The sequence below is a fragment of the Bradyrhizobium campsiandrae genome, assembly GCF_014529705.1.
In the GTDB taxonomy this organism is placed as follows: Bacteria; Pseudomonadota; Alphaproteobacteria; order Rhizobiales; family Xanthobacteraceae; genus Bradyrhizobium; species Bradyrhizobium campsiandrae.
Genome location: NZ_JAANIH010000322.1, coordinates 1 through 255, shown reverse-complemented (window position 1 = coordinate 255; position 255 = coordinate 1). Strand labels below are relative to the sequence as shown.

General features: G+C 66.3%; 1 protein-coding gene. It reads right to left on the bottom strand.

Annotation, left to right across the window (positions count from 1 at the left end):
* The coding region (locus G8O24_RS43280) for a DUF1522 domain-containing protein (RefSeq protein ID WP_497717880.1) at nucleotides 1-255 on the bottom strand (255 nt) is incomplete at both ends.

The window sequence follows — 255 nt, the reverse complement described above, 5'->3', positions numbered from 1 at the left end:
AGGTTGTTGGCCTGCAGCTGCGTGTTGAGCTGATCGAGCGTCTTGACCGTACCGTTGGTGCCGTCGCCGAAGGTGACGTTGACCGCCGCACCGCCACTGAAGGAGGTGAAGGTCAAGGTCTTGCCGGCGATGCCGCCGATGCCCGAGGTGCGAGCCGCGGTGAAGGCGTTCGCCGTGCCGGTGTTGCCGGCGAGGCCAAGCACGTTCAGCGCATTGCCGGTGCCGGTGATCGACAGATCGGCGTTGACGCCGGTC